Raw genomic sequence first — 24,361 nt, 5'->3', positions numbered from 1 at the left:
GCGCGCCACCCGCGGCCCGCGCAGGCGGCGCGGCGCGCGAAGTCGCCTTCAAATGGGGGTGTCCGCCGACGTTTTCAAGGGCCGCACCGCGTGATGCTGCGCCTTCAAGTATCCGCCCAGGAAGCCCGGCAGCGCTGGATCGCCGCAATTCGCGACGTTAAAGCGCATCCAAGTGGTTGGCGACTGCCGCGGGGAAAACAAACTGCCCGGAGCAAGCAAGAACCCGGCCTCCTGCCCGGCCGCGGCAAACCCGTCGGCGTCGACGCCCGCATCGGCCCACAAGAACATGCCCGCCGCGGGCATCCCGAACAGCGAGAATCCGGCCTGCTCGAGCATGCGCCCGCACTTGTCGCGCACGCCGTCCAGCCGCGCGCGCAGGCGCTCGACATGCCGCCGGTAGTGACCCTCGGTCAAGATTTTGTACAGCACGCGCTCGTTCAACTCCGGTGTCGTCATCCCGATCAACACCTTCTGATCCGCGATCGCCTGCGCGATCTCTGGGGCGCAAGCGACGAAGCCCACGCGCAAGTTCGCCGTCAGCGTCTTCGAAAAACTGCCGAGATAGATCACGCGCCCGAGCTGGTCAAGGCTGGCGAGCCGCGTGGCCGGGTAGCTCGGGGGACACAGATCGCCATAAACGTCGTCTTCGACCACGACGAAATCGTATTCCTCGGCCAGACGCAGGATGCGAAACGCCTGCGCCGGCGAGAGCGAAGTTCCGGTCGGGTTCTGCAACACCGAATTGATGACGAGCATCTTGGGACGCCACGTCTCGACGAGCGCTTCCAACGCGTCGAGATCCGGGCCGCTCGGTGTATAGGGCAAACCGACCAATTGCGCGCCTTGCGCGGCGAAGCGGCCGAACATCTGGAACCACGCCGGATCGCCGACGATCACGGCGTCGCCCGCCTGCACGTAAAGACGCGCAATGAGATCGATCGCCTGCGTGATGCCCGAGACGAGCACGATCTGCTCCGGCGCCGCGCCTATCTCGAACTCTTCGAGCCGCGTCTGCAATTGCTGGCGCAGCGGCAGAAAACCTTGCGCCGTGCCGCTACTCAACCATTGGCCGCCGCTTTGCCGTCCGAGCGTGCGCAACGCCCCGGCGACGAGCTCGCCGTCGAGCCAGCGGCCGGGTAGATAGCCCAAACCCGGTCCTTTTTCCGGCGCACCGGTATGAAGCGTGTTACGCAAGAGCCAAACGACGTCGATCGGGCGCTGCGCCGGCGCTTCGCCTATCGTGCGCGCTGCGCCGGGCCGGCGCTCGCCAGGCGCAGCGCCCGCGCGCTCGCGCACGTAGAAGCCCGAACCGCGCCGGGAGTCCAGATAGCCTTGCGCGACGAGCCGCTCATAAGCCTCGACGACAGTGAAGCGCGAAACGCCCTTGTCCTGCGCGAGCTTGCGGATGGAAGGCATGCGCATGCCGGGCCGAAAGACGCGCTCTTCGATTCGGCGACGCGCCCATTGCACGAGCTGCTCGACGAGCGTCAACTGCGAAGCGCCGTGCGGCGCGGGAATGAGGTCGAGGGCAGTGGACATGGCGGCGATCCCAACTGTACCGAATAGTATCGCGCCGATTGTACCGTTACTGTGCCGGCGCGCACGATTAGAGTGGATCCTGGCTCGATTCCCCCACAGGGCCCTACCCAGACCCATCGGCGCATTGTGCGCCGGCACGCCGCTATCTTTGTTTGCCGCTTCAGATGAAAAACGCCTCCGCGCTCGAACTCGACCACCTCGTCGTCGCCGCCCGCACACTCGAAGAAGGCGCGCGCTTCATCGCCGACACGCTCGGCGTTGAACCCGCTGCCGGCGGGACGCACCCCGCCATGGGCACGCACAACCGGCTCTTGCGCTTGTGGGGCGGCGTCTATCTCGAAGTCATCGCCGTCGATCCGCAGGCCGAGCGCGAGCGCACCGGCCAGGACGGCGCCGCAGCGCCGGCACGCCGGCGTTGGTTCGCGCTCGACGACCCCGCCATGCAGGAACGGCTGGCGCATGGCCCGTACCTCGCGCATTGGGCCGCCCGCGTGCCGCGCCCCAAGGACCTCGGGCGCTGGCAAAGCCAATACCCCGACCGGATCGCGAGCGTGACGCCCATGGCCCGGGGCGGTCTCACCTGGCGCTTGACGGTGCCCGAGGACGGCGCGTTTCCAAGCTGGCAAGGCGCCGGCGACGGCATCGTGCCGACCTTGATCCAATGGGATACGGCGGCTCACCCTAGCGCGAGGCTGCCCGAAACCGGTTTCGCGCTCAAGCGGCTCAAAGGGCGCCACCCGCAGGCCGATCGCATACGCGAGCAGTTGCAATGGCTCGGCGCGGCTCACCTGATCGAACTCGATAGCGCGCCAGATGGAGCGCCGGCGCTCGCGGCCGACATCGAGACGCCGTCGGGCGTGCGCACGCTCGCTTGAGGGCGCGTGCGACGGCCGGCTCACCCTATTGCTAAGAAGGAGGCGCTTCGTGACGAAGTCGCGTGAAACAAAAGGCATGTTGCTCGGGCTCATCGGCGTCGTCATCTTCAGCTTGACGCTGCCGATGACGCACATCGTCGTCGAGCAATTCCATCCGCTGCTCAATGGCCTCGGCCGGGCGCTCGCGGCCGCCGTTCCCGCCGCCATGCTACTCGCCTGGCGCCGCGAACGCCTGCCCAATCGCGCCCAGATCAAAGGCTTGGCCGTCACGGCGCTCGGCGTGATCGTCGCGTTCCCGGTGTTCTCGGCCTGGGCGATGAAAACGGTGCCAGCCTCGCATGGCGCGCTCGTGAACGGCCTGCAACCGCTGTTCGTTGCGATTTACGCGGCGTGGCTCTCGCGCGAGCGGCCTTCGCCGGCGTTTTGGGTCAGCGCGGCCGTGGGCAGTGCGCTCGTCGTCGCCTACGCGCTGCGCGCCGGCGGCGGTTCGCTGCAAGCGGGCGACTTGCTGATGCTCGCGGCCGTGGCGGTGGGCGCGCTCGGCTACGCCGAAGGCGCTCGCCTCGCCCGCGACCTGGGCGGCTGGCAGGTGATTTGTTGGGCGCTCGTGCTGGCGGCGCCGTTTTTGGTCGTCCCCGTGGCTTGGCTCGGCTGGCAGCAGCATCTGACCCATCCCGAGCCCGTGGCGCTGCGCACCTGGCTCGCGTTCGGCTACGTGGCCTTGTTCTCGCAGTTCATCGGATTCTTCGCTTGGTACGCGGGCCTTGCGATCGGCGGCACGGCGCGGGTGGGACAAGTGCAGCTATTGCAGATATTCTTCACGATCGCGTTCGCCGCGTTATTTTTCGGGGAAACGGTCGCGCCGTCGACGTGGTTGTTCGCCGCCGCCGTGATCGCCACCGTGGTGCTGGGGCGCAAAGCGGCCGTGCGCACGGCCGTCACGCCGGCGCGCGCAACGGGACGACTCGCGCGATAATCGCGCTTCTCGTCTCGAAACATTACCCGTGTTTCGGTATCGACGACGGAACCCAACTCAACCACCATCGAGGACTAAGGAGACGTTTCATGGATCAAAGCGATCTGCCGCATACGAATTGGCGCATTTCCGAGCGCGCACGCAAACTCACGAGCTCCGCCATCCGCGAGATCCTGAAAGTCACCGAACGGCCCGAAGTCATCTCGTTTGCGGGCGGTCTGCCCTCAGCCGCCACGTTCCCCGCCGAGCGCATGCGCGAGGCGTCGGAGCGCGTGCTACGCGATTCGCCGGCCGCCGCGCTTCAGTACAGCGCGACCGAAGGCTATATGCCGCTGCGCGAATGGATTGCGGCGCGCTACTCGAAAGATGGCGTCTCGATCCGCGCGTCACAAGTGTTGGTCACCACTGGCTCGCAGCAAGCGCTCGATCTGCTCGGCAAGGTGCTGATCGATCCGGCCAGCCCCGTGCTGGTCGAAACGCCGACCTACCTCGGCGCACTGCAATCGTTCTCGATGTACGAGGCGCATTACGTGCAAGTGCCCACGGATGAAAACGGTCTCATCCCCGAGGGGCTCACGCCGGCGCTGACCCAAGGGGCGCGGCTGCTCTATGCGCAGCCCAATTTCCAAAACCCGACGGGACGCCGCCTGCCGCTCGAGCGGCGCCGGGCCCTGGCCGCGTTCGCGCGCACGAGCCCGTTCCCGGTGATCGAGGACGATCCCTACGGCGCGCTCGACTACGCCGGCGCGCCGTTGCCGACGCTGCTGTCGATGGCGCCGGACCACATCGTCCATTGCGGCTCGTTCTCGAAAGTGCTCGCGCCGGGCCTGCGCCTGGGCTACGTCATCGCGCCCGAAGAATTGCACTTCAAACTCGTGCAGGCCAAGCAAGCCACCGATCTTCACACGCCGAGCATCACGCAACGCATCGTTCACGAAGTGGTCAAGGACGGCTTTCTCGACGAGCACGTGCCCACCATCCGCGCGCTCTACCGCGACCAGTGCGCGGCGATGCTCTCGGCGCTCGAGCGCCATATGCCCGAGGACGTGAAGTGGAACCGCCCCGAAGGCGGCATGTTCGTCTGGGTCAATCTGCCCCACACCATCAACACAATGAAGCTGCTCGAAGCGGCGGTGGCCGAGAACGTCGCATTCGTGCCGGGCGGCCCGTTCTACGCGCACGAGCCCGATCACAGCACGCTGCGTCTGTCGTTCGTCACCGTGCCCCCGGCCAAGATCGACGAAGGCATCGCGCGGCTGGCCAAGCTGATTCGCGAGCGCCTGTAACGCGCGCACCCCAACTGCCCCCGGCCCGCTGCGGCCGGGGACGCCGCTCCGTCGCGCGCCGCAAATATTCTCGCTGTATCCATTTTTCATTTTCACCATTCAAGGAATCGACATGGCAAATCTCAACGTATACGACAAGCTCAAGGAACTGAGCATCGAACTGCCCCCCGTAGCCGCACCGGCTGCCGCTTATGTCATGTGCGTGCAGACGGGCAATACCGTTTTCCTGTCCGGCCACATCGCGAAGAAGGACGGCAAGCCGTGGGTCGGCAAGCTCGGCGCCAATATGACGACCGAAGAAGGCAAAGTGGCGGCGCGCTCGGTCGCGGTCGATCTCATGGCTACGTTGCACGCGCATCTGGGCGACCTGAACCGCGTCAAGCGCATCGTCAAAGTCATGAGTCTCGTGAACTCGACGCTCGAATTCACCGAGCAGCATCTGGTGACGAACGGCGCGTCCGAGCTATTTGGCGATGTGTTCGGCGATGCGGGCAAGCATGCGCGTTCGGCTTTCGGCGTCGCGCAGATTCCGATGGGCTCGTGCGTCGAAATCGAATTGATCGCGGAAGTCGCCTAAGGAGCGCATCGATGAGCGCGCAACAGGTCCGCTTCAAGCAGATCGACGTGTTCTCCGAAGCGCCGTTCAAGGGCAACCCGCTGGCGGTCGTGTTCGACGCGGACGGCCTGAGCGACGATGAGATGCAAGCGATCGCCCGTTGGACGAACCTATCGGAAACGACGTTCGTCTGCCGGCCGACCGCCCCGGAAGCCGACTATCTCGTGCGGATCTTCACCCCCGCGTACGAGTTGCCGTTCGCCGGGCACCCGACGCTCGGCACGGCGCATGCCTTGCTCGACAGCGGCTATCGGCCGCGCCGGCCCGGACAACTCATCCAACAATGCGGCGTCGGCCTCGTCGAGCTCGCCATCCGTGACGACGGCTCGATGGCCTTTGTTGCGCCGCCCGCGCGCATCGAGCCGCTCGGCACCGAAGCGCTACAGGCGCTCAAAGCCGCCCTTCGCTGCGACGAGATCGATTACACAGTCCTGCCCCCTTGCACCATCGATAACGGCGCACGATGGGTCGTGATCGGTGTAGCTTCGCCGCAGGCTTGCCTGGCTATCGCACCACATTCCCATTTCGCATGGGAGATAGTGCAAAAAACGGGCGCAACCGGGCTCGCTTTTTATGCGGCGCATGCCCCGGGCGGCCCCGCGATGCTCGAAGTGCGCTGCATCGTGATCGATAGCGAGCAAGCCATCTACGAGGATCCCGTCACCGGCAGCGCAAACGCGGCCATCGCCTGCTTGTTCGCCGCGCGCGAGCGCCGTCCCGGTTCGCAATACACCGTGCGGCAAGGCACCGCGATCCGGCGTGACGGACGTGTTATCGTCGATTACAGCGACGACGGCAAGATTTGGATTGGCGGCCGCTCGACCACGATCGTCGACGGCACGGTACGGCTCGCTTAGCCGCGCGAGCCGTCGCAAACGCGCTTGAGCCGTACGCGGCTCGAGCGCGCTTCTTTCTTCTCCCTCCCGTTCGCCAGCGGTTTTCCATCTGTTGGAATATTCATTCGGCGTCTCCGTTATGCGAGATCTGCACTTGCGGCATAAAGCCGGTCAGGCCCGCTCGCGGCTTGCGCTCCTAGAGCGCCTCCCGGCGCGGCACAGCGGCGCTCGAGGGGCGCGAGCGCGAACAGTCTTGCCGAAATCGTGCCTGGCACGACAAACGTTTACCCGATAAACGGACGCTATCTTAATTTTTATCCATTCAGTAATATCCTCGATGAGGAACGTCTGCGGTTTGCGAAGCCACCCATAACCCACTGCAACGATGAATTTCGCCCGGCTTCATTCGACGAGAGACACCCGCACGAGACGCAACGTCGCGGGCTCGCGCCGTCGCGCCCTGATCGCGATCCCCCTACTGGGAGGGCTCGTGCTAGCGCTCCTATGGACCGTGATTTCCGCGCGTCTGTCGGTCGAACGCGATACCACCTATCGCGAGGCTGCGGCGTCGGCCGCTATCCTGTCCTCGGCGCTGGAACAGCACACCGTCAAAGCAATACACCAAGTCGATCAAATCACTCGCTTCGTCAAGTACGAATTCGAAAAGAGCCCGGAGCATTTCGACTTGGGCAGCACCGTTGAAAAGGGCGTCGTTCAAAGCGACACGCTCGTGCAAGTAGCGATCATCGACGAACACGGGATCCTGGTGGCGAGCACCGCCGAGGCCAATCCGACGCCGATCGACCTGTCCGATCGCGAGCACTTCAAAGTCCACGAGCACGAAAACGACGATCAGCTCTACATCAGCAAACCGGTGCTCGGCCGCGTCTCGCATCAGTGGACGCTTCAAATGACTCGCCGGCTGAACCATTTCGACGGCTCGTTCGCGGGAGTGGTCGTGGTGTCGGAGGATCCGGGCTACTTCACGAGCGATTTCTACAACAACGCGGCGATCGGCAAAGAAGGCGTGATCGCAGTGATCGCCGACGACGGCGGCGTGCTCGCGCGGCGCACCGGCACCGGGCGCAACACGCCCGGCGCGTTTTCGGCCAGCGGCAGTTACCCTATTTCGGAGCACGTCTCGGGCACGATGGTCGATCCGATCGACCACATCAAACGCATCGTTTCGTACCGGCACATCGACGGCTATCCGATGGGCGTGCTCGTCGGTTTATCCGAAGCGGAAGAGTTCGCCGACTACAATCACACGCGCAACGTCTATCTGTTGATGGCGGGCTTCATCTCGCTCGCGATGCTCGCCTTCTTTGCCGTCGCCACGGGCTTGATCGGCAAACTGCTCGGGCGCGAGCGCGAGATGACGCACTTGGTCGAATACGATTTGCTCACCGGCCTGCGCAATCGTTACGCTACGCTGCAAGGCTTGCGGCAAGACGTCGCCGACCCGAACAACGTCGGGCGCCTCTCGCTTTTATTCATCGATCTCGACAACTTCAAAACCGTCAACGACACGCTCGGCCACAACGCCGGCGATATCGTCCTGCAGATGACCGCTTCGCGGTTATCCGACGCGGTTGGTGGCGCGGGCGTGCTTTCGCGCATCGGCGGGGACGAGTTCGTGGTGGTGCTCAAGGGCGGCGACGTCGAGCGGCAAGCCGTGCAACTGGCCGAAAGCGTGCGCGAGACGTTCGAGCATCCATTCGACGTGCGCGGCACCTCGTTCGTCCTGCACGCCAGCATTGGCATCGCTTTGTTCTCGGTCGGCAGCGAAAGCGAAATCGATCTGCTCAAGAAGGCCGACCTGGCGATGTATAGCGCCAAGGATGCGGGCAAAAACTGCTATCAGTTCTATTCGCCGCACCTGTCTCACCGCGCCGATCATTTGATGCAGTGGGAGCAGCAACTGCGCGTCGCACTGGCCGAGAAACAACTGTTCCTCGTCTATCAGCCGAAAATCGATCTGGCGCGCCGCTGCATCACGGGCTTCGAAGCGCTTGCGCGGTGGAATCACCCGCAGCAAGGCGTCATTTCCGCGAGCGAGTTCATCCCCGTCGCGGAATCGACAGGCCTGATCGTGCCGATCGGCGATTTCGTGATTCAAACCGCTTGCCGGCAACTGGCCGAATGGCAGCGCGAGGGCTACGAGGCGCTCTCGCTCGCGGTCAACATTTCGGCCGTCCAATTCTGGCGCGGCGATCTCTACGAAACGATCTCTCGCGCGATCGAGGAATCGGGCATTCCCGCTCATCGGCTCGAGTTGGAAATCACCGAAACGGCGATGATGGAATACCCGGAACTCGTCTCGGAAAAGATCGTCGCGTTGAAGCGGCTCGGTGTGAGCATCGCGCTCGACGATTTCGGCACGGGCTATTCCTCGCTGTCGTACCTGAACCGCTTTTCGGTCGACACGCTCAAGGTCGACCGCTCGTTCGTACAGGCGATCCCGGCCGATCGCAGCGTTTGCGTGATGGTGTCGGCGATCGTCAACCTCGCGCGCTCGCTCGGCTTGACCGTGGTCGTCGAGGGCACCGAAACCGAAGAACAGATCGCATGGCTGTCGGCGCTCGGCAATATCCAAGCGCAAGGCTTCCTCTTCTCGCGCCCCGTCCCCGCGGACGGCATTGCCGCGCTGCTCGACCGCTTCGGGGTATGCGATATGCACGAGCCGCACAGGAGCTACGGTCGAGGCCAGCCGAACACGAGCCAACAATCGGCATAACGGATCCGCACGGGCTGCGATCGGGCAAAAACGACGAGAAGGACCGATCAGATGAGCGAGGCAAGCACGCAAGGCAGACAGGCCCCGCGCGCGGCGCATGCCGCCATGGCTGCCGGTCAACCGTCATCCGCCGCATCGGCGCGCAGCGCCGAACCCGAATCGCTGTGGACCCTGTTTCGTGTGGTGTTCGCGCTATCGGCATTGTCCTGGGGCGGCCTCGCCCTGATGGCACAGCTCGAGCTGCACTACGTCGAGCGCGAGCGCCGCTTCACCCAGGCCGTGTACTCGGACTTCGTCGCGCTTTCATGGATGGTCCCGGGAGCCGTCGGCTGCAACGTCGCCGTGCAAGTCGGATATGCATTGCGCGGACGCATCGGCGCCTGGATCGCGGGTATCGCCGCCGTGCTGCCCTTCTTCTGCACGATGACGGCGTTCGCCACCTTCTACGAAGCGCCATTCGTTCGCTCGCTTGCGGCCCCCGGGCTGATCGATCATTTCGCGATCGTCCTCGCGGTGTTGATCGGCATCACTTGGTACCGGCAAACCCGCGTTCTCGTGAATGCGCCGCTGGAATGGGCCGCGGCCGCCATCGCCTGTCTCGTCTTGCTGACGATCCAGGGCACGGCCGCGTTCGTGCTGCTCCTGGCAGGCTCGTTCGCGACCGGATGGATCGCTAGCCCCGCTCGCGGCGCAAGACTAGCGATCTCGCTTTCGCGGGCCGACAAGGCGATCGTGCTGACTTTCGTTACGCTGGTCGCATTGTTCGCCGCGCCGGTGCCATCCTCGTATGCAGCTCATCTGATTTGGCCGCGCCTTGCGGGCGCCGGGGTGACATTGTTCGGCGGCGGATTTTCGGCGCTGCCCGTGCTCAAAACGCTGTTCGAAGCGCCCGGGCTCGGCATCACCGCACGCGAGTTCACGCTGGCTTTTACGCTCTCCCCCGTTTCGCCGGGACCGCTCCTGAACGTCGTGCCGTTCCTCGGCTATCTCGTGCAAGGATGGATCGGCGCGGTCGCCGCAACCTGTGCGCTGTTCATTCCGTCGGGCATGCTGATCGTATTTGCACGCCGCCACCTGCGCCGCCTCGAAGCGCACGAGCGCTTCGAGCACGGCATGCGTGTGCTGCGCGCCACCACGACGGCGTTCCTGCTGACGGCCGTCGTGCGCATCGCCGAGCGCACGCCGCACGAAGCACCCTATCTCGTCACCGCGGTATTTGCGCTCGTCTGCTTGGCTCGGTTCAAGCTGCCCGTCTACGCGGTCTATGCCGTCGTCGCCCTCGTTTTCACTGCCGCCCATGCGCTCGGCTATCGGTAAGCCCGCGCGCGGCGACAAGCAGCGACGCGCGTCTATGCGTAACCGAGCACGCCGATGACCGCGCCAGCCGCGATCAACCACAGCGGGTTGAAGCTGGTTCGCAATGCCACGGCGACGGTCGCGATGGTCAACGCCACGGTGGCGATCGAATGATCCGCACCCTGGGCGAGCGTGGCGCCAGTTGCCATCAGTAAGCCGATCGTCACGGGCGCGAGCGCCCGGCGGATGATCGTCATCCAGCGCGCGTCGCGATGCGCGCCCGTGTAATGCTCGAACGCGAGCGCCAGCACCGACGATGGACCGCACATCGCCAAAGTCGACACGACCGCGCCCGCCATGCCCGCGACCTGCCAGCCGAACAGCGCGACGAAAAGCACGTTTGGCCCGGGCGACGCCTGCGAGATGGCGAACAGCGCCGCGAAGGTCGTATCGTCGATCCAGTGATGTTGCTCGACGAGGAAGCGATGCATTTCCGGAATGACGGCCGTCGCGCCGCCGAACGCCATGGCCGAAACCAGCGCGAAGCGCCAAGCAAGTTCCAGCAAGATCATGGCCGGGCCCTCCACTCGACGAGGAGCGCCGCGGGGATCAGCACGAGCATCACCCAACCGAGGGGCAGGTGCAGAACGCCGACAGCCGCCAACGACAGTAAGCCGAAGACGAGGCCGCGCTTGGTGCGAGGCTGACCTTGCGCGAGCTTGACGCCCGTCATCAACACGAGCCCGGCAGCCACGGCCATCATGCCGCGCAAGGCGCCTTGCACGCTGGGAAGCGCACCGAAGCGATGGTAAAGGGCGCCCAGCGCCAGCACGATGAAGAACGGCGGCAGCATAAGGCCCGTCGCCGCGGCTACCGACCCGCGCCAGCCGCAATAGCGATAGCCGACGATGACGGCGATGTTGCAAATGTTCGGGCCGGGGAGAATTTGCCCGATCGAGAGCAGTTCGGCGAATTCGCGATCGTCTACCCAACGCCGGCGATCGACGAGCATGCGCCGCGCCCAGGGCATGACGCCGCCAAAGCCGTAGATGCTCATTTCGGCGAACGCCCGGAAAAGCTCGGCCGGGGCGAGGCGCTGCGACGGGCGAGCGTCGCCCGTCGCAGCCGCCTGTGAATGGTGGGTGACCATCGTCTGCTTGCTCGTAAAGCGTGCAGTATCGCGCAATCAAGCCTGCAAAGCGCTTTCATGCAACCGAAGGTAATCGTTGCGAGCGCAACGACGTCGAAAGCGTTCCCCGGACGTCAGAACCCGCGCGAGAGCACGGCCACCGCAATCGTCACGAAGCCCAGCACCAGGTTAACCAGCACGAGCCGGCGCATCGTATCGACGGCGCGCGCGCCATCGGGCCACCGCTGAGCCTGCACCGCGCGGCGAATTCGCGGAAATACGGCGTATCGCGCATGGCCGAAGATCATCATCATCACGACGCCGATGGCAGCCATGAGCGCGATTTGCCACGGGGCCTGCGCGCCGCCGAAGCGCGACATCAAAAAGCCGCCCGAGATCAAGATCGCGATCACGGCGGCCGTGATCCAATTGAAGAACCGCGAAAACACGGCCTCGATGAGCGGCAGCCGCAGTTGCGGCGAAACGTCGGCAAGCGCCGGGCGTAGACAAAAATGCGCGAACACCATGCCGCCTACCCACACGGCGACGGACGCCAAGTGCGCGAATAAGGCAACGTCGATCGCGATCGACAGCGGGGACATAAGATTCTCCAAAAGCGGTGGATGTAGCGGAGCTTTCTGGTATAGACAACCGGTGGACCAGCCGGGGCGACTGGGACCGGCGCGCGTGACATGCTCGAATGCCGGTCCGAGCCTGCCCTCAACCCAGCGCGGGCCGCAAAGCACTGATCTTCAGGCGGGTATCGGGCGCTCGCCCGCGACGCGCGCGCTTGCCGACGTGCGGCGCTAGCTGGGCGCCGCGCAGCGCTTCTTCTTGCGGCTTGCCGCCGCGGCCCGCGCCGAGCAGCACGACGCCTGCCGGGCCGATCGCCAGCGCCTGCACGAGCGTTTCTCCATCGTCCAGGCCCATCAGAATGATGCCGCGCCCGCCGGCGGTGAGGGTTTTCATTTCGTCGAGCCCGAACACCGCGAGCCGGCCCGCGCCCGACAAGCACGCCACCTGTGTAGCCTGCGGCAGCACCGGCATCGGCGCGAGCGGCTGCGCGCCTTCGTCGATGGTCATGAACGACTTGCCGGCTTTGACGCGGCTCACCATATCTCCGACGCGCGCGATGAACCCGTAGCCGTTGCTCGACGCGAGCAGTAACGGTTGCTCGGCGTGCGCCGCGTAGTAATGCATGAGATGCGTTCCGGCCTCGAGTTCGATGAGCGACGTAACGGGCACACCATCGCCGCGGCCACCCGGCAGCGTCGCCACCGGCACCGAATACACGCGGCCTTTGCTGCCCCACGCGATCAGCACGTCCGGCGTACGGCATTGGAACGCCGCGTAAAGGCCATCGCCATCTTTGAACGTGAAGCCCGCGACATCTAGCCCGTGCCCCTTGAGTGCGCGAACCCAGCCGCGCTTGGACACGACGACCGTGACGGGCTCGTCGACCACGCGCGCCTCGAACGTCGCGCGCTTTTCCTGTTGGATCAGCGTGCGGCGCTCATCGCCGTATTGCTTGGCGTCGGCTTCGATCTCTTTGATGATCTGCCGTTTCATCGACGACTCGTTCGCTAGGAGTTCTTCGAGCTTGGACTTTTCGTCACGCAGCCCTTCGAGCTCCTTCTCGATCTTGATCTTTTCGAGCCGGGCGAGTTGCCGCAGCCGGATTTCGAGGATGTCGTCGGCCTGCCGCTCGCTCAAACCGAACGCGCTCATCAGCGCCGCTTTGGGCTCTTCCGATTCGCGGATGATACGGATGACTTCGTCGATATTGAGGAAGACGATCATCCGGCCTTCGAGGATGTGGATGCGATCGTCGACCTTCGTGAGCCGATGGCGCGTGCGGCGCGTGACGGTCGCGAAGCGGAAACCGATCCACTCCTGCAGAATCTCGACCAGGCCCTTCTGGCGCGGGCGCCCGTCCGCACCGATCATGACCAGGTTGAGCGCCGCGTTCGACTCGAGGCTCGTATGGGCCAGCAGCGAATTGGCGAACTCGGTCTGATCGATGCGGCTCGATTTCGGCTCGAACACGAGCCGCACGGGCGCATCCTTGCCCGACTCGTCGCGCACGGCGTCCAGCAGCGCCAGCATCGTCTGCTTCGTCTGCAACTGCTCGGGGGTGAGCGACTTCTTGCCCAGCTTGATCTTCGGGTTCGTGAGTTCCTCGATTTCCTCGAGCACTTTTTGGCCGGACGTATTCGGCGGCAATTCGTATGCAACGAGCTGCCACTGCCCGCGCGCGAGTTCTTCGATCTTCCAGCGCGCTCGTACCTTCAGGCTGCCGCGCCCCGTCTCGTAAGCGGAGGCAATCTCGGCCGCGCTCGAAATGATTTGCCCGCCGCCCGGGAAATCGGGGCCGGGCAGCATCGCCATCAATTCGGCGTGCGTCATCTTCGGGTGGCGAATCATGGCCACGGCGGCGGCCGCGACTTCGCGCAGGTTGTGCGAGGGAATTTCGGTTGCCAGGCCGACGGCGATGCCCGACGCGCCGTTGAGCAGCAGGAACGGCAAACGCGCCGGCAATAGCTTCGGCTCTTGGAACGAGCCGTCGTAGTTCGGCGAGAAATCGACCGTGCCCTCGTCGATCTCGTCTAGCAAGAGCTTGGCGATCGGCGTGAGGCGAGCTTCGGTGTATCGCATGGCCGCTGCGCCGTCGCCATCGCGCGAGCCGAAGTTGCCTTGGCCGTCGATGAGCGGGTAACGCATCGAGAAATCTTGCGCCAAGCGCACGAGCGCATCGTAGGCCGACTGATCGCCGTGCGGGTGGTACTTGCCGAGCACGTCGCCCACGACCCGCGCCGACTTCACCGGCTTGGCATCGGCGCCAAGGCCCATTTCGCTCATCGCGAACAGGATGCGGCGCTGCACCGGCTTTTGCCCGTCGCTGACGTCCGGCAGCGCGCGGCCCTTGACGACGCTCACTGCATAGTCGAGATAGGCGCGCTCGGCGTAATGCCCAAGTGTCAGCGACTCGCCGTCGGGTGCGGCGGCCGGTGCGAACAGATCGTCTTGTTGATCCATCGAGTGTAATGTCCGTGTTCAGAACCAAAGTAGCCGCGTCTGCTTCAAGGCCGCCGCGCTGCTAGCGCGCGTGAGCGGCGCCGAAATGCGCCGCTCGCGATGCACGCGGCCGAGCCTGCGCGCGTTCAAATGTCGGCTTCGACTTCGTTGCCCTTTTCCTCGAGCCAACTGCGCCGTGCCGCCGCTTCGCCCTTGCCCATCAGCATCGTCATGCGCGAAACCGTGCCTTCGTACTCGAGCTCGCCAAGCGCGATCGGCATGAGCCGCCGTGTATCGGGGTTCATCGTCGTATCCCACAGTTGCTCGGCGCTCATCTCGCCCAGGCCCTTGAAGCGGCTGATCGCCCATTGCGTTTCGCGCACGCCGTCCTTGCGCAGCTTGTCGAGCGTCGCTTCGAGCTCGCCCTCGTCCAGCGCGTAAAGCTTCTGCGCGGGTTTCTTGCCGCGCGCGGGCGCGTCGACGCGAAAGAGAGGCGGCCGCGCGACATAGACATGCCCGCGTTCGATCAACTGCGGGAAATGTTTGAAGAACAACGTCAAGAGCAACACCTGGATATGCGCGCCGTCGACGTCGGCATCGGACAAGATGCAGATCTTGCCGTACCGCAGGTTCGACAGATCGACGCTATCGTCGGGATTGTGCGGATCGACGCCGATCGCCACCGAGATGTCGTGCACTTCGTTGTTCGCAAAGAGCCGGTCGCGCTCGGTTTCCCACGTGTTCAGGACCTTGCCGCGCAGCGGCAGGATGGCCTGGAATTCCTTGTCGCGGCCCATCTTCGCCGAGCCGCCCGCCGAATCGCCTTCGACGAGGAACAGCTCGTTGCGCGAGATGTCGGTCGATTCGCAATCGGTGAGCTTGCCGGGCAGCACGGCAACGCCGGAGCTCTTGCGCTTCTCGACCTTCTGCCCGGCACGCGTGCGCGCCTGCGCCTGCTTGATGACGAGCTCCGCTAGCTTCTTGCCGTGCTCGACATGCTGGTTGAGCCACAACTCGAGCGCCGGGCGCGCGAACGAGGAGACGAGCTTGACGGCATCGCGGCTGTTCAGGCGCTCCTTGATCTGCCCTTGGAACTGCGGATCGAGCACCTTCGCCGACAATACGAACGACACGCGCGCGAAGACGTCTTCGGCCAATAGCTTGACGCCTTTGGGCTGCAAGTTGTGCAGTTCGACGAAACTCTTCACCGCTTGAAACAGGCCGTCGCGCAAGCCCGCCTCGTGCGTGCCGCCTGCGGGCGTCGGGATGAGGTTCACGTACGATTCGCGCTGCAGCGGCCCCTCCTCGCTCCAGGCGACGACCCATGCCGCGCCCTCGCCCTCGGCAAAGGCGTCCTCGCTCGTGCGCGCGCTATCGGCGTAACGCTCGCCTTCGAACAGCGGGATCAACAACTCGCTCCCGGCCATGCCTTCGAGCAGATAACCGCGCAGACCGTCGTCGTACTTCCAGCTTTGGCGCTCGCCCGTCTTCTCGTTGATGAGCACGACTTCGACGCCGGGCAACAATACGGCCTTCGAACGCAAGAGCCTTTGCAGCTCGCCGAGCGGCAGATTCGCCGAATCGAAATACTTGGGATCGGGCAGCGCCGTCACGCGCGTACCCGTGCGCTTCTGGCCGCGCTCGGCAGGGCGCACGGAGAGAGGCCGTGCGACGTCCCCGTGCGCAAAGCCGAGCTCCGCCACCTTGCCGTCGCGCCAAACGGTCACATCGAGCCGGGACGACAATGCGTTGGTGACCGACACGCCCACCCCGTGAAGGCCCCCGGAAAACGTGTACGCGCCGCCGGCGGCCTTGTCGAACTTGCCGCCCGCGTGCAGGCGCGTAAACACGATTTCGACGACCGGCACGCCTTCGTCGGGATGCATGCCGAAGGGGATGCCGCGGCCATCGTCCTCGACCGACACCGATTGGTCGGCATGCAGCGTGACGGTGATCTGCCGGCCGTATCCGCCGAGCGCCTCGTCCGACGCGTTGTCGATGACTTCTTGAATGATGTGCAGCGGGTTTTCGGTGCGGGTGTACATGCCCGGCCGCTGCTTGACCGGCTCGAGCCCTTTGAGCACCTTGATCGACGCCTCGCTATATGCGGCGCTTGGCTTTTTCGTGGACATGGTCTCGTGTAGGTCGTTGTCCACAGCGCGTGTGGATATCCGCGTGGACAAAGCGTTGAAAGATCAAAAAAAGCGAATCGAAACAACGTGCGCGGCCAGCGTGCCCGCAAAGCGAGCGCAGCGGGCGGTGCGCCGATGGTCGTCCGTCCTAGTCGCGGCGTATTTTACTGGTTTCGTTTGCGGCGGCAATTCGGCAAAGTGGCCTATGCGCCGCGGCGGCGTCCCTTTGGCGGGGCGGCCAAGCGGCGCTGCGGTGCGGTCGATCGGCCCGCGGCGCAACGCTTTGCCTGCGGCCCGCCGAACGATCGGGCCGCGCGCCGCGCGCCGCCCAGCCGCCGACGAGCGAGCGCCCCGCGTTATTTGCGCTTCGCCTCGAGCGCCTCCCAGCGTTCCAATGCAGCGAGCAACTCGTCGTCGATGGCGGCGTAGCGCTCCGTCAACCGAGCACCTTCTTGCGCGTCGCGCGCGAAGATCGAACCGTCTTCGAGCTGCGCGCCGATGGCTTTCTGCTCGGCTTCCAGCGCCGCGATGGTCTCCGGCAGCGCCTCCAGTTCGCGCTGCTCTTTGAAGGAGAGCTTGACGGTGCGCTGCGCATTGCGCCCCGCGGCGCTCTCCTTGGGCGCCGACTCGCGCGCCTCGGCCTTGGGCGCCGTCTTGGCCGCCGCCTCTTGCATCAGCCGCTGCGCGCGCTCGCTCTGCGTTTGCCAATCGGTGAAGCCGCCGACGTACTCGCGCCAAAGCCCCGCCCCTTCCGAGGCGATCACCGACGTCACGACGTTATCGAGAAACGCGCGGTCATGGCTCACGAGCAGAACGGTGCCATCGTAGTCCGACAACAATTCTTCGAGCAACTCGAGGGTCGGGATATCCAGATCGTTGGTGGGCTCGTCGAGCACGAGGACGTTCGCCGGCCGCGCAAACAAACGGGCGAGCAAGAGCCGATTGCGCTCACCGCCCGAGAGCGACTTCACGGGCGAGCGCGCGCGCTCGGGGGCAAACAGGAAATCGCCGAGATAGCTCATGACGTGCTTGCGCGCGCCGTTGACTTCGATCCAATCGCTGCCGGGACTGATCGTATCGGCGAGACTCTTTTCCGGGTCGAGCTGGGCGCGCATCTGATCGAAATAGGCGACTTGCAGATTCGTGCCGACGCGCACCTTGCCTTCGTCGGGCGCAATCTCGCCCAGGATCAGCTTGAGCAGGGTCGTCTTGCCGGCGCCGTTCGGGCCGATGAAGCCGATTTTGTCGCCGCGCATGACCGTCGTGGAAAACCGGTCGACCACGATGCGCTCGCCGAAGCGCTTGGTGACGTCGACGAGTTCGGCGACGATTTTGCCCGAACGCTCGCCTTGCCCGACATCGAGCTTGACGTTGCCTTGCACATTGCGGCGCTCTTCGCGTTGCCGGCGCATTTCGACGAGACGCGCGATGCGGCCGACGCTACGCGTGCGGCGCGCCTCGACGCCTTTACGGATCCACACTTCCTCTTGCGCCAGCAGTTTGTCGAACTTCTCGCTCTCGACGCGCTCCACTTCGAGTTGTTGCGCTTTACGCGTTTGATACGCGGAGAAGTTGCCCGGGTACGAGAGCAAGCGGCCGCGATCGAGCTCGACGATGCGAGTGGCGACGCGATCGAGGAATGCGCGATCGTGAGTAATGAAGAGCAACCCTGCGCGCGAGCCGACGAGCAAGGTTTCGAGCCAGCGGATGCCTTCGAAATCGAGGTGGTTGGTCGGCTCGTCGAGCAGCAACACATCGGGATCGACGACGAGCGCTTGGGCGAGCGCGACGCGCTTTTGCATCCCGCCCGAAAGCGCGCCGATGCGCGCATCCCCATCGAGATTCAACTGCGCGAGCGTCGTCGCGACGCGAGTGCGCCAATTCCAGGCGTCGCTCGTATCGAGCGACGATTGCAGCGCGTTCATGCGCGCGAGCAGCGCGTCGTGCTCCGGGCCTTCGGCAGTAGCCGCAAGCGCGTGCGCGACGGCATCGTATTCGTCGAGGGCGGCGCGCGCCGCCGCAAGGCCCCCGGCGACGGCATCGAAGACGGATGCATCCGCATCGAACTGTGGCTCTTGGGGCACATAGACGGTGGACAAACTCTGCTGCCGCGTGACCAAGCCGTCGTCGGGCTGCATGAGTCCCGCGACGATCTTCAGCAAAGACGACTTGCCTGCGCCGTTGCGGCCGATCAGGCCGACGCGTTCGCCGGCCTCGAGCGAGAAGTCGGCGTGATCGAGCAGAGCGACGTGGCCGAACGCGAGTTGCGCATCGACGATGGAATAAAGCGACATGAAGGGGCGCGCCTGCAAAATGCGAAACGTTCATTGTACCGGCCGGGAGGCAGACACCGGCTGGCGCTGTCCTTTCGGTACAATCTCGGGCTGCGCGGCTTTTTGCCGGCGAGCGGATCCGGCGGCGCACGGCCGCGCGCCGCGCCGGCCGGGGCGCTCCGGCTGCGGGGCTTGGCGAAGCGACGAACGGCCGCCCGTGTGGCGTCGTGGCCGCCGCTTTTTCGGAACGGACTAGGGACTGAGGTAGGACGCAGTGAGCGAAGTGATCGAGTACAAAAGCTGGGTTTGCCTGATTTGCGGCTGGGTTTACAACGAAGAAGAAGGGCTGCCCGATGAAGGCATCGCGCCGGGGACCCGTTTCGCGGATATTCCCGCCGATTGGCGCTGCCCCTTGTGCGACGTCGGCAAAGCGGAATTCGCGGTCGTCGAGTTCTGATCGGCCGTTCGAGCGGCTGAGCGCCGCCGCGCCGGTAACCGTGCAGCGTTTGCTATACTTTGCGCGCGCCGACACATTCGCATTCGGGTTCACCGCCCGATGAGCACATCCTCCCCGTAGTTCAATGGATAGAACAAGCGCCTCCTAAGCGCTAGATACAGGTTCGATTCCTGTCGGGGGGACCAGCTGCACCCCAATCGTCTCCCACGTTTCACAACAAAGACCCCGCCCAGCATAGCTTTTCGGGGTTTTTTGTTGCAAACTTCTGCAAAGAACCCCCAACCAAAGCAGCGCATCAGCGGGGGTTCTTTCGGGGGTTCCTCAGAAAACCCCCAAACCGGAACCCCCACATCGATCAAACGGAACCCCAGCAGAGGGAGCGGACATGGCTCTTACCGACATGGCAATACGCAATGCCAAGCCAACGGAGGCGCAACAGAAGCTATTCGACGGCGGCGGCCTGTTCCTACTCATCAAGCCATCCGGCGGCAAGCGCTGGGTGCTCAAGTACCGATTCGGCGGCAAGGAGAAAAGCCTTGCGCTCGGCACGTACCCCGCCGTGCCCCTTGTGGATGCACGCAAGAAGCGCGACGAGGCCCGCGAAAAGCTCTCGGCGGGCATTGACCCAGGCGAAGCCAAGAAGGAAGCCAAGCGAGAGGCCCAGATCGCCGCCGCCAACTCGTTCGAAGCCGTCGCCCGCGAATGGTTTGAATCCCAGCGGCCCGGATGGACAGACGACTACGCGGACAAAGTCATCCACTCGCTCGAAATTGACGTGTTCCCGAAGATTGGCGCGCGCCCAATCGCAGACATAGACGCGCCCCACATGCTTGACATCGTGCGCGCGGTTGAAGCTCGCGGAGTACGCGAGACAGCCAAACGCATCCTTCAGCGCTCGCGGGCCGTGTTCCAGTACGGGATCATGACGGGGCGGTGTACGCGAAACCCGGCAGCAGACATCGACGCGCAAACGGTACTGAAGAAAGGCCCCGGCGTGCAGCACATGGCCCGCGTCAAGGCTGTGGAAGTCCCGCAACTCATGCGCGACATTGACGCGTATCAGGGGGACATCGTTACCCGACTCGCGCTTCGGTTCATGGCCCTTACCTTCGTTCGCACAAAGGAAATGATCCGCGCGGAATGGTCGGAGTTTGATGAAGCCGCCGCCGAGTGGCGCATCCCCGCAGAACGGATGAAGATGCGCGACCCGCACATCGTTCCGCTTTCGCGTCAAGCGCTCGACGTGCTCGCCCATCTCCGCCAGATCAACGGACAGCACCGCCATGTGTTCTACAGCGTGCAGGGGCGCGGCCCCATCTCGAACAACACGATGCTATTCGCCCTCTACCGCATGGGCTACAAATCGCGCATGACGGGACATGGCTTCCGAGGACTGGCGGCTACCGCCTTGCGCGAACTTGGCTACAGCCGGGACGTGGTTGAGCGGCAAATGGCGCACGCGGAACGGAATCAGGTCACAGCCGCTTACGTCCACGCTGAATACTTGCCTGAGCGTCGCCGCATGATGCAGGTCTGGGGCGAACATCTAGACCAACTCCGCGATGGTGCCACCGTCATCCCGATCGGGGCGATGCGACAGTGAATTGGCAGGGCGGCGGGTTGCTTCTGCAACCTGCGCTGCCATTCGCTGCTAATCCATCGCGCGCGGGCGCGCGCGTTAGTGGCGGTCATGCCGCCTTTTTAGGCGGGAAAGAATCAACAGGCACGAAAAAAGGCTCTGCGCCATGCCGTACAGCGCAATGAACAGACGGAGCCTCCGGCCATGCCAGAATTGCGTTTCTACATATCAATCACCGTCACAAAAGGAGGCTCGTGTGGAAAATCCGTCACTTTGGGTCATGGTTCCGGCTGGCGTTGCGTTCTTCTGGTGGCTCCTCAAGACCGATTTCCGCGCGCGCAAGAAACCTTTGAAGGCCGATCCGCGCGTCATCGCCGTATTGATAGAGCAACAGGCAAAGATCGACCTGAACATGACCGCGATGAGAGCGCTACTGGCAACGCATCCTCAGAAAGACGAACTCGCAATCCTCTTGCGAGCGGCCGTCACCCACCTGAACGCAGCCGCAGCGGCCGAGACGCCGGACACTCACGCTTTATACGAAAAGACGCTGCGCAATACGTTAGAAACGCTCGTAGGCACGTAGGCGCGAGAGATCACCAGTCCGTCAATCATTTTTTCCTCGCACAGCGCTTGGCTGTGCCGATGCACGATCCGTTACATTCGGCACACCAGCGCCGGTCTTCGAAGCCTTCGCCGCGCCATGTGCGTCACTTCATAGCGACCCTCGCTGCGGCTTCAGCGCGCGCTTCTGACAGCCGCTCATTGAAGTACGCAAGATTTGGCATCAGATCGGCCAGCGGCCCGCATATCGCCCGCGATAGCACGTCCTCGCGGTATCGCTTCGGCCAGCACTCCAGCGAACAAAGCTCTTCCGTCATCGCCACCAGCTCGGCACGCATCCGCCGCAGATCGTCAATCGACAGGCATGGTCCCCACGGCAGATACAGCCCACCGTCCGGGTCGCGCAGCGCACCGACACAATCGGCGGGGATCGCGTTCGCGTCGTTCGCGGCGGCGCGCAGGTGCGCCACGATCTCCGGTTTGTGAGCAGCTAATTCCGGGCGGATTTCCTCGCGCGCAGCGCGCGGGCCGCCGACTTTCACCGCGTCACCATCCAGACGGAGCGTCACACCCATCGCCGCCGCCCTGCTCAAAAGTTGCGCGACGCTCATAGCTCATACTCCGCTTCGTCGTCGGTCACGGACTTCCCCCCCTCCACCGTTTCCCCCTTGCTATCCGCTACTCCGCTACCGGCCTTATCTGACAAAGGTTTCGGGGTAGCGGCAGGCTTTCCAGTAGCGCTACCTGATGCTGAATCCGCTACCGTCAAACCCTCGCGGTTACTAGGCGGTGGCGGAGTAGCGGATAAGCGGGGGGTAGCTGACAGGTAGCGAGAAAACGCGTCCGCGAACTGCTCGATTCGGTAGCCCTTGCGAACATCGCCGTAGGCGAATTTGATGTTGCCGCTTGCTACGCCATATTCGGACAGCTTCTTGGATAGCTGGCGCGGGGACATCGGTTTTCCACGGTTCCACGTCGCCCACGGCTTTTCGTCGTCGTCGCAAAGGTAGCCCAGCAGATCGGCGGACGCAATGCGCTGAACGTTGCGCGTGTCGAATACCTCCTGAATGTCCGCCAGCAACTCGCCCCCCGCGCTTTGCGACTGCCCCTCGCTACCGGACAGCTTGATTGCCGCGCGTCGTGCCGTCTCCGGCCACGCGCCGCCCGCTATTTCGGCAATCTGGAACAGCGGCTCCCAGTTGTCGGCGGCGCGGTCGTGGAGAACATCAGGAAGCGCCGGACGGGCAGCGCGAACGGCATCCTCGTTATCGTCCGCCCACCGGGCCACCTTGGCGCGCAGGCGTTCGAATAGGCCCCGCTCGGCGTGCCGCAGCTTGTCCACCTGCTCATGCGGCAATTTGCGGCGCAGCTCAAGCGTCACCGATCGATCCATCAGCGTATCGGCCAGGTGCCCGATGCCGGCAATTGCCTTTGCGCCCCACACGAAAAATTGCTTCGGCGTGTGATTGTCGCCCACGGTGCGCACGACATAGGCGCTATCGCGCGTGTGCCCGCAATTCAGTAAGCCGCGCAATTCCTCATTCTCGCGCATGAAGGCGTCCGCCTCATCGATCAGCAGCGTAGGCCGCCACGCCTCGATAGCGCGGAACAGAGCGGCGGGCGTGATATTGGACGCAGCAAGCGGGCGGCTCGATAACCGCCCCATCAGGAATAGCAATTGCGACTTGCCGCAACGCTTCTCCGGTGCCGTGATCGCTGCGATAGGTGCCACGTCCACGGAATCCATCAGCCACGTCATCGTGATCCAAAGCGCAGTGCCGTGCGCGGTCGCCGCATCGCACACGATGAAGCGCTGCACGATACGCACAAGCTCATCCAGCAGCGCCGCGCCGTCCACTGGCGCATGCCACGGCTCCACCGTATCGAATGGCGATTCGTCGCCGTCGCCCCCTTCGGTGCGCGCCACCGCTACCAGCTTGTCGAGCGTCGAGACTTGCACGCCCATGCGCTTTGCCTCCCCCTTGCGCACGCGATCGTATTGCATTGGCTTGAGCACAGCGAGTCGCCCTATCGCTTCGTCGTCCGTCTCCGGTTGCGCGTCGTCGCCGCCGGTCGCCTCGGCTTCCGGTACGCAAGCAGGCGGCGCGCTTACCTTCGGCAAGGCCAGCACTTCATGAGCGGTCGGCATCCGGTCGTGCGCGGCCTTGAATGCCTCGATCCAGTCCACCACATCGCCAGCTTTCGGCAAGCCCATTGCAGCCACGTCCAGACGTTCTACGGTGCATCCGTGCGGCTCGAGCTTCGCCTCCACCTCGTCGGCGTACTTCGCGCCGGGTGCGTCGTGGTCCGGCCACAACAGAGCGTGACGGCCCGCCAGCGGGGACCAATCCGCGGTGCCCGCACTAGTCGCGCCGCCACTCGTCACGCCGACGACTCGACCATCACCGATCTTCGTGAGTGCGTCCGCCTTCTGCTCACCTTCGGCAATGATCAACAGGGCGTCCGGGGCGGCCAGCGCGTCGCATAGCCCGTACAGCACCTTTCCGGTCGGCGGCGCGGGCGGTTCCCCATGTGTCCAGCGCGCGCCGTCATGCCAGAAGGGGCGTACAAGCTTCTCATGCTGCCCTTCAGCAGTCGGCTTATGCATCCGCACGCGGGCGTACAGGATCGACCCGTCAGCGGCGCGGTACGGGTGCAAGCCAACAGGCTGATACCCTTCCTTGATCTTGAAGTCGAACAGGTCGCGCGCCGCCCTCTTCCACTTCTCCCGCTCGGACGGCTCCGTCAGCTCGATGACTGCGCTCATCGGCCCTCCCATGCGCCAAGCTCACGCGCCGCCTGGGTGAACCTCAGGCCACGCGCGCGGCGGTACAGTTCGAGCGCATCGCCGCCAGCCTCGCCGCATGCGAAACAGCGCCAGTTGCCGCGCTCCAGGTGAATGGAAAGGCTTGGATTGCTCTCGCCATGGATCGGACAACGGACCTGTGTGTAACCCGATCCGTTCGGCTTTCCGGCCTCGATGGACAGCAACGCCAGCACGTCAGCGACCGTCGGCACGCAGTCACGGTTGAAACGCGATGCTTTCATCGA

Annotated in this window: 20 protein-coding genes and 1 tRNA gene; 11 read left to right on the top strand and 10 right to left on the bottom strand. The window is 64.4% G+C overall.

Features of this window, described 5'->3' with window-relative positions; all coding sequences use genetic code 11:
- Positions 1–48: 48 nt before the first annotated feature.
- Complete coding sequence (locus MMB74_RS17210; protein ID WP_277429867.1) at positions 49–1,539, bottom strand: PLP-dependent aminotransferase family protein; 1,491 nt, start codon at positions 1,537–1,539, stop codon at positions 49–51.
- A 164-nt stretch (positions 1,540–1,703) separates the two neighbouring features.
- Between MMB74_RS17210 and MMB74_RS17205 the strand changes: the two genes are divergently transcribed.
- The 7 genes from MMB74_RS17205 (at position 1,704) to MMB74_RS17175 (ending at position 10,182) form a co-directional block, all read left to right on the top strand.
- Positions 1,704–2,414, top strand: a complete 711-nt coding sequence (locus MMB74_RS17205; protein ID WP_277429866.1) for a VOC family protein — start codon at positions 1,704–1,706, stop codon at positions 2,412–2,414.
- 76 nt (positions 2,415–2,490) lie between these two features.
- On the top strand, positions 2,491–3,390 hold the full coding sequence (locus MMB74_RS17200; protein WP_277430031.1) for a DMT family transporter: 900 nt from the start codon (positions 2,491–2,493) through the stop codon (positions 3,388–3,390).
- A gap of 89 nt (positions 3,391–3,479) precedes the next feature.
- Entirely contained in the window at positions 3,480–4,676 is a 1,197-nt protein-coding gene (locus MMB74_RS17195; protein WP_277429865.1) for a PLP-dependent aminotransferase family protein, read from the top strand.
- A 112-nt stretch (positions 4,677–4,788) separates the two neighbouring features.
- Entirely contained in the window at positions 4,789–5,253 is a 465-nt protein-coding gene (locus MMB74_RS17190) for a RidA family protein (protein ID WP_277429864.1), read from the top strand.
- Positions 5,254–5,264: 11 nt separating this feature from the next.
- Entirely contained in the window at positions 5,265–6,149 is an 885-nt protein-coding gene (locus MMB74_RS17185; RefSeq protein WP_277429863.1) for a PhzF family phenazine biosynthesis protein, read from the top strand.
- 364 nt (positions 6,150–6,513) lie between these two features.
- Positions 6,514–8,865 carry an EAL domain-containing protein gene (locus MMB74_RS17180; RefSeq protein ID WP_277429862.1) on the top strand — a complete coding sequence of 784 codons (2,352 nt, stop codon included), beginning with the start codon at positions 6,514–6,516 and terminating at the stop codon, positions 8,863–8,865.
- A 105-nt stretch (positions 8,866–8,970) separates the two neighbouring features.
- On the top strand, positions 8,971–10,182 hold the full coding sequence (locus tag MMB74_RS17175; RefSeq protein ID WP_277430030.1) for a chromate transporter: 1,212 nt from the start codon (positions 8,971–8,973) through the stop codon (positions 10,180–10,182).
- A 32-nt stretch (positions 10,183–10,214) separates the two neighbouring features.
- On the opposite strand, the gene MMB74_RS17170 is transcribed toward MMB74_RS17175, so the two are convergent.
- The 6 genes from MMB74_RS17170 to MMB74_RS17145 all read right to left on the bottom strand — a co-directional run bounded on the left by MMB74_RS17170 (position 10,215) and on the right by MMB74_RS17145 (position 18,731).
- On the bottom strand, positions 10,215–10,733 hold the full coding sequence (locus MMB74_RS17170; protein WP_277429861.1) for a chromate transporter: 519 nt from the start codon (positions 10,731–10,733) through the stop codon (positions 10,215–10,217).
- The gene (locus MMB74_RS17165) at positions 10,730–11,347 is read right to left on the bottom strand and encodes a chromate transporter (protein WP_346780686.1); all 618 of its coding nucleotides are present in this window, start codon (positions 11,345–11,347) and stop codon (positions 10,730–10,732) included. Before MMB74_RS17165 ends, MMB74_RS17170 begins: the two co-directional genes overlap by 4 nt.
- Before the next feature lie 77 nt (positions 11,348–11,424).
- Positions 11,425–11,883, bottom strand: coding sequence for a CopD family protein (locus MMB74_RS17160; RefSeq protein WP_277430028.1), 459 nt, complete (start codon positions 11,881–11,883; stop codon positions 11,425–11,427).
- 127 nt (positions 11,884–12,010) lie between these two features.
- Positions 12,011–14,326 (bottom strand): DNA topoisomerase IV subunit A, encoded by a 2,316-nt coding sequence (parC, locus tag MMB74_RS17155; RefSeq protein WP_277429860.1) that lies wholly within the window; start codon positions 14,324–14,326, stop codon positions 12,011–12,013.
- A 125-nt stretch (positions 14,327–14,451) separates the two neighbouring features.
- Positions 14,452–16,437 carry a DNA topoisomerase IV subunit B gene (locus MMB74_RS17150; protein ID WP_277429859.1) on the bottom strand — a complete coding sequence of 662 codons (1,986 nt, stop codon included), beginning with the start codon at positions 16,435–16,437 and terminating at the stop codon, positions 14,452–14,454.
- Positions 16,438–16,793: 356 nt separating this feature from the next.
- Positions 16,794–18,731, bottom strand: a complete 1,938-nt coding sequence (locus tag MMB74_RS17145) for an ATP-binding cassette domain-containing protein (RefSeq protein WP_277429858.1) — start codon at positions 18,729–18,731, stop codon at positions 16,794–16,796.
- A 253-nt stretch (positions 18,732–18,984) separates the two neighbouring features.
- On the opposite strand from MMB74_RS17145, the gene MMB74_RS17140 reads away from it, so the two are divergent.
- The 4 genes from MMB74_RS17140 to MMB74_RS17125 all read left to right on the top strand — a co-directional run bounded on the left by MMB74_RS17140 (position 18,985) and on the right by MMB74_RS17125 (position 21,332).
- A complete protein-coding gene (locus MMB74_RS17140) occupies positions 18,985–19,167 on the top strand; it encodes a rubredoxin (RefSeq protein WP_277429857.1) in 183 nt (60 codons plus the stop codon).
- Between the two features lie 110 nt (positions 19,168–19,277).
- Positions 19,278–19,352 (top strand) — tRNA-Arg (locus MMB74_RS17135).
- 200 nt (positions 19,353–19,552) lie between these two features.
- Entirely contained in the window at positions 19,553–20,770 is a 1,218-nt protein-coding gene (locus MMB74_RS17130) for an integrase arm-type DNA-binding domain-containing protein (protein ID WP_277429856.1), read from the top strand.
- 232 nt (positions 20,771–21,002) lie between these two features.
- Complete coding sequence (locus MMB74_RS17125) at positions 21,003–21,332, top strand: hypothetical protein (protein WP_277429855.1); 330 nt, start codon at positions 21,003–21,005, stop codon at positions 21,330–21,332.
- A 124-nt stretch (positions 21,333–21,456) separates the two neighbouring features.
- On the opposite strand, the gene MMB74_RS17120 is transcribed toward MMB74_RS17125, so the two are convergent.
- Genes MMB74_RS17120 through MMB74_RS17110 form a run of 3 tightly spaced genes read right to left on the bottom strand, consistent with a single transcriptional unit; the run spans position 21,457 to position 24,358 of the window.
- Positions 21,457–21,921: a hypothetical protein gene (locus MMB74_RS17120; protein WP_277429854.1), complete on the bottom strand. Its 465-nt coding sequence runs from the start codon at positions 21,919–21,921 to the stop codon at positions 21,457–21,459.
- Complete coding sequence (locus MMB74_RS17115) at positions 21,918–24,077, bottom strand: DUF3631 domain-containing protein (RefSeq protein ID WP_277429853.1); 2,160 nt, start codon at positions 24,075–24,077, stop codon at positions 21,918–21,920. The genes MMB74_RS17120 and MMB74_RS17115 overlap by 4 nt, the downstream gene beginning before the upstream one ends.
- Entirely contained in the window at positions 24,074–24,358 is a 285-nt protein-coding gene (locus MMB74_RS17110; protein ID WP_277429852.1) for a CHC2 zinc finger domain-containing protein, read from the bottom strand. The genes MMB74_RS17115 and MMB74_RS17110 overlap by 4 nt, the downstream gene beginning before the upstream one ends.
- Between the last annotated feature and the right edge of the window lie 3 nt (positions 24,359–24,361).

The sequence above is a fragment of the Trinickia sp. Y13 genome, assembly GCF_029522115.1.
Taxonomy (GTDB): Bacteria; Pseudomonadota; Gammaproteobacteria; order Burkholderiales; family Burkholderiaceae; genus Trinickia.
The sequence above is the reverse complement of the archived record's forward strand: the minus strand, read 5'-3'. Positions and strand labels throughout refer to the sequence as shown.